The following is a 5,539-nucleotide window of genomic DNA, read 5'->3' on the forward strand; positions in this document are numbered from 1 at the left end:
TTTAATTTATTATTTTTTTTGCTTAATACTATATAATACAAATGTAACGTACACTAAATAAATGTTTGTTGGTGAAAGATAAGCAAGTGTTGCAAGTCCAAATTTGCAACACTTGCTTTACATGGGATGCATCACTTGCTTATCTAAAGCACATATTGCGGGGAAAGTTACGTATGTGCAACACATGCCGATTTGTTGCACATACTTAACTAAAGCACATTTTAAAAAAATAATTTATTATTTTCTATTTTAATATTTACATTATGGCGATTTATATATATAATTTTATATGATAATGATAAATTCTTCAATACGAAATAAATCATTATCATAATTTGTCTTGCAAAATATTAATGTTTGTGTTAATATAAATATGTTTCAGTCTTAAAAAAGATTATTAATTAAGGAGGTGTGCTAAGATGGCAAAAGTATGTTGCGTATGTGGTAAAGGTAAAGTTTCAGGAAACCAAGTATCACACTCAAACAAACATAATAAAAGAACTTGGTCTGCTAACTTAAGAAACGTTAGAGTTGTAGAAGAAGGAACTCCAAAAAGAGTTAAAGTTTGTACAAGATGTTTACGTTCAGGAAAAGTTGAGAGAGCTTAATAATTTTATTATTATTAATTAAGAGACTATCGCAAAATATTTATTATTTTGTGACAGTCTCTTTTTTATTTTACTTAGATGTTAATATATTTTAATGAACTGTATTTTAAATATTATAAAATAATATAAAAAATATTTATCCTAAAAATTTTAAAATATATTTTTTGAAATAAATATACGGAAATTATACTTATCTACAATTTATAAATAAATATAATTTCCTTAGAATAAAAAAAAGATACCGCAAATCATACGGTATCTTTTTTATTACTTCTATATATAGCTATTATATTATAGCTTCTGATTGATCTATTTCAACTGCCTCTTTTTCTTCATTAAACACTTCTATGTCTACATCTTTATTTTGATATGCAACTATAGTTGTACAAATTGCATCCCCTGTTATATTAACTGCAGTTCTTGTCATATCTAATATACGATCTATACCCATTATTAAAGCTATACCTTCTACTGGTAATCCAACTGATGTAAATACCATTGATAAAGTTATAAGTCCAACACTTGGAACTCCTGCTGTACCTATTGATGCAAGCGTAGCAGTAGCTATAACTGTTAAGTAATCCATTGGAGTTAATGTTATGCCAAATGCTTGTGCAACAAATACTACGGCAACACCTTGCATTATAGAAGTACCATCCATATTTATAGTAGCTCCTAGAGGTATTGTAAATGATGATATTTTTTTAGAAACACCCATTTTTTTATGTAATGTATCTATTGACATAGGTATTGTAGCATTTGATGTCGCTGTTGAAAATGCAAATCCCATAACTGGAGCAAATTTTTTGATAAATTTAACTGGACTTAATCCAGTAGTTACTTTTAGGAATAACATATAAACTACAAAACATTGTACCCCTAATGCTATAAATACACTAAGCATATATTTTAACATTGGTAAAAACGCATCAAATCCTATATTAGCAAAATTTTTAGCTATTAAGCAAAATACACCAAATGGAGCGACATTCATTATAAGCGAAGTCATTTCCATCATTAAATCATTAAATTGAGTAAATCCTTTTAATAATAAACCTGCTCTTTCTCCCATTTTTGCTATTAATATACCTACTATTAATGCAAATAATATTATTTGAAGCATATTTCCTTCTGCTAATCCTTGAATTGGATTTTTAGGAATTATATTTAAAAGCGTATCAGCTATACTAGTTGCTTCTGCAACTTGAGTCTCCGCTTGCTGAACTGAACTTATATCTAATCCTATACCAGGATTTATAATTTTACCAACTGATAAAGCTACTGTTATAGCTAATGCTGTTGTAAGCATATAAAAAGTTACTGTTTTCATCCCAACTTTTCCTAAAGTCTTAGTATCACCTATAGCTGCACTACCACATACTAATGAACAAAATACCAATGGAACTACTAGCATTTGCATTAATCTTAAAAATCCATCTCCAATAACGTAAAATGCCCCATTAATTAATATATCATCTCTAAACGTTCCATTAGGAACATAATAGTATAATATCACCCCACATATTGCCCCTAATATAAGACCAATAAAAATTTTTGTTGTCAATCCAAGTTTTTTATTACTTCTCTCCATTTTTCAACCTCTCCTTTAGTTTATTAATATTGTTATCTATTGTAAAATCTTTGTTTAAATATATAATTTGAATTCTTATTTTAAATAGTAAAATAATATTGTTTACTTTATATGAACTAAGATTAAATCATATATTATTTTTTCAATTTCCAACTCTAATATATTACATATTATAGCACAAAATGAAAAAAAATAAATAAAAATATCAAAAAACATAATTTTCTGTAAATTAAACTATACTTAATTACTAGAAAAATAACTTTAAAATTTATTTTTTTTCATTTCATCGTTGATATAACTAGATAAAATTATAGTTTTTCAATATATAGCTTTATTTCATAATTATTCCAAATGCAATTATTTTTTTATAACCTTCTTTTTACACTAAAAACAAATTAATAAAAATTTGCATAAAAAATAACTTTTGCGAAAAATTTCATCTTCATTGCAAAAGTTATTATTTTCTTCTTATGAGAGTCTAATTTATTTAAATTCTTATTTACTTTTTTTCATAAATTTTAATATTATGTTAGATATCCATTTTGGCATTTTTATAGTTATCATCTTCATACTAATCACTCCTCGCATAGTAAATATTATTCACTTCTTATAAGATATATGATTTCTATTTTTTGTTTTATTTTATATAAATTCTATGCTACACTTTTATATATATAGAAATCTTTTCATAAACTTTAATTCATACATTTCATTTCTAATGTTTTTAATTAAGGAGGTTTTTCCTATGATAAATTCTAATTTTGTAAGTACTGGTATTGATGATTTTGATAAATCTATAAATATGCTAAGACTTGGAGATAGTATTGTATGTCAAGTAGGTACAATTAACGATTATAAAAATTTTATAACTCCATTTATAAATCGAGCTAGAGCTAACAATAAAATTATCGTATATTTCAAATTTGCAGACAAAAAACCCGTATTTGACAATCCACTCGATAACACTAAAGATAGTATCAACAACGAACCTATAAGTGATGATTTAACTAATATAAAAATATTTGATTTAGATCCAAATATAGGCTTTAACTACTTTACTTTAAAAGTTCATGAAATTATAAAATCTCAAGGCGAAAATTGCTATTATGTATTCGATAACCTGACATCTCTACAGAGAATGTGGCACTCTGACTCTATGATATTAAACTTTTTTTCTGTAATATGCTCTTATCTTCATAAACTAAATACTGTATCATGTTTTGCAATTATGAGAAAAGCTCATTCATATGTTTTACCTTCTAAGGTAAGACAAATTGCAAAAGTTATATTTGATATATATACAATAAAGGACAAGTTTTATATACATCCACTTAAAGTATCCGACCGTTTTTCTCCAACTATGTTTTTACCTCTTCAAATAAATGGTAACCAAGCTGTTCAGATAACTTCAAGCGATGATACAGTAAAATTATTTTCAAATATAAATTGGAGAAGTAGCAAAAAAATGGGATATTGGAGACGAACTCTTGATGCAGCTAGAAAAGCATTAAAGGACAATAAAGAAAACCAAGATGATATGAAAAAACTATTAATATCTTGTTTAATTGGAAACGATTCAAAAATTTTCAACATGATTATGAAATACTTTTCTCTAAGCGATATATTAAAAATAACTTCTAGATTAATCGGGACTGGAAATATAGGCGGAAAAAGCATCGGTATGTTGCTTGCAACTCAGATTTTAACTTCTTTAGATGATACAAAAGACTACTTCAAACCTATACTCGAAAAACACGATTCATTTTTTATCGGCACTGATATTTATTATTCTTATATAGTTGAAAATAATTTATGGGATTTAAGAAGTAAACAAAAAACTGATGAAGGATATTTTAAATACGCTCCTATTTTAAAAAAAGAAATTAAAAATGGAGATTTTTCAGAAGATATAAAAGACCAATTTATGCAGATGTTAGAGTACTTCGGCCAATCTCCTATAATAGTAAGATCCAGCTCTTTACTAGAAGATAACTTTGGAAATGCATTTGCCGGCAAATACGAAAGTGTATTTTGTGTAAATCAAGGTACTCCAAAGCAAAGACTAAATGAATTTATAAATGCAATAAAAATTGTATATGCAAGTACTATGAGTGATGATGCAATAAATTATAGAAAAACTAGGGGCTTAGATAAAAAAGATGAACAAATGGCAATTTTAGTCCAAAGGGTTTCTGGTGATTATCACGGCGAGTACTACTTCCCTCACTTAGCAGGAGTAGGAAATTCTTCTAATTTATATGTATATGATGAAAATGTAAATATGGATGATGGTATGATAAGGTTAGTTTTCGGATTGGGGACAAGAGCTGTAGACCGTATAATCGGTGATTATGTAAGAATAGTTACTTTAGATGACCCTATGCGACTTCCTATTATGAATTCTAATGATGAACAAAAATACTCTCAGCATACCGTAGATGTATTGAGTCTAAGTACAAACAAACACATCCATGTAAATTTAGATGTTGTAATAAATGAAGATTTAAAAACAGATATAAATTTATTTGGCTCTAAAGATTATAATACTCAGATAAGACTAAAAGAACTAGGATTAAATCCTAATAGTGCGCCTTATATACTTAATTTTAAGAAATTATTAAAATATTCATCTTTTCCAGAGGCAATGAAAAAAGCACTACATATAATTTCAAAAGAATATGACTATCCTGTAGATATAGAGTTTACAGCTAACTTTAAAAAAGATGGTAGCTTCAAAATCAATATTGTTCAATGTAGACCGCTTCAAACTAGAGGTCTAGGTAAATCTATCGAAATTCCTAAATTATTAAATAAAAAAGACTGTCTATTTTCTTCTAAAGGCAATTTTATGGGCGGAAATATCCGTCTTCCAATAGATTATATTGTATATGTATCAGTAGATGAATACCTTAGCCTAAGTGAAGTTGATAAATATAAAATAGCTCGTCAAATAGGAATTTTAAATACTTCACTAAAAGATAAAAATACTATGCTAATGGGTCCAGGGCGTTGGGGAACATCTACTCCGTCACTTGGAGTACCTGTCCATTTTACAGAACTCAACAATATGTCTGTTATGTGCGAAATTGCATATAGTGATAAAGACGTGGTTCCTGAATTATCTTATGGAAGTCATTTCTTCCAAGACTTAGTTGAAACAGGTATATTCTATGTAGCTTTATTCGACAATAAAGATAATGTTGTATTTAATGAAGACTCACTTAAAAAACTCAAAAATATAGCTTCTGAATTTTCTAATTCAATAAATATAGATGTAGTCAAGGTCTACTCTACAAAAGGACTTGAAATCTATTCTGATATAAAAGAACAAATTGTAATA

The 5,539-nt window shown here is 27.1% G+C and carries 3 protein-coding genes; 2 read left to right on the plus strand and 1 reads right to left on the minus strand.

The annotated features are described in order from the left end of the window. The first annotated feature begins 419 nt into the window (after positions 1–419). On the plus strand, positions 420–608 hold the full coding sequence (gene rpmB, locus RDX53_RS13565) for a 50S ribosomal protein L28 (protein WP_007286525.1): 189 nt from the start codon (positions 420–422) through the stop codon (positions 606–608). Between the two features lie 286 nt (positions 609–894). On the opposite strand, the gene RDX53_RS13570 is transcribed toward rpmB, so the two are convergent. After that, complete coding sequence (locus RDX53_RS13570) at positions 895–2,199, minus strand: dicarboxylate/amino acid:cation symporter (RefSeq protein ID WP_195931710.1); 1,305 nt, start codon at positions 2,197–2,199, stop codon at positions 895–897. Positions 2,200–2,944: 745 nt separating this feature from the next. On the opposite strand from RDX53_RS13570, the gene RDX53_RS13575 reads away from it, so the two are divergent. Beyond that, positions 2,945–5,539: PEP/pyruvate-binding domain-containing protein (locus RDX53_RS13575; protein WP_307994338.1), on the plus strand; the 2,595-nt coding region annotated here is incomplete at its 3' end.

It is taken from the genome of uncultured Intestinibacter sp., assembly GCF_902468165.1.
Classification (GTDB): domain Bacteria; phylum Bacillota; class Clostridia; order Peptostreptococcales; family Peptostreptococcaceae; genus Intestinibacter.

Coding starts and splice junctions, on each gene's coding strand:
- rpmB (WP_007286525.1), top strand. CDS start 420: ATGGCAAAAGTATGTTGCGTATGTGGTAAAGGTAAAGTTTCAGGAAAC.
- RDX53_RS13570 (WP_195931710.1), bottom strand. CDS start 2,199: ATGGAGAGAAGTAATAAAAAACTTGGATTGACAACAAAAATTTTTATT.